Raw genomic sequence first — 271 nt, forward strand, 5'->3', positions numbered from 1 at the left:
GGTGAGGGCTCCCGCAGCGGCGGCCATTAGCGGCGCGAAGAGTTTATCCCACAGCGGTACTTCATGATCACTGCTGAGGGTTTGCGAAAAAATGAGCGCAGCCGCGACCGGAGTGCCAAACAGCGCCCCGATGGTGCCTGCTGACGCCAGGATCGTCCAGTCCAGCGCGCCAACGCGCGGAAAAAGACGCGCCCCCAGAAAGACCGCCAGCGCGATATTAACCGCCATAATGGGATGTTCAGGCCCGAGGCTTACGCCGCCCGCAAGACCG

1 pseudogene is annotated in these 271 nt (G+C 63.1%); it reads right to left on the reverse strand.

The features are described from left to right. A pseudogene (locus RTW80_RS29325) lies at positions 1 to 271 on the reverse strand (ion channel protein); the annotation flags it as partial.

It is taken from the genome of Escherichia sp. AM3 (assembly GCF_032029835.1).
GTDB classification, from domain to species: Bacteria; Pseudomonadota; Gammaproteobacteria; order Enterobacterales; family Enterobacteriaceae; genus Escherichia; species Escherichia coli.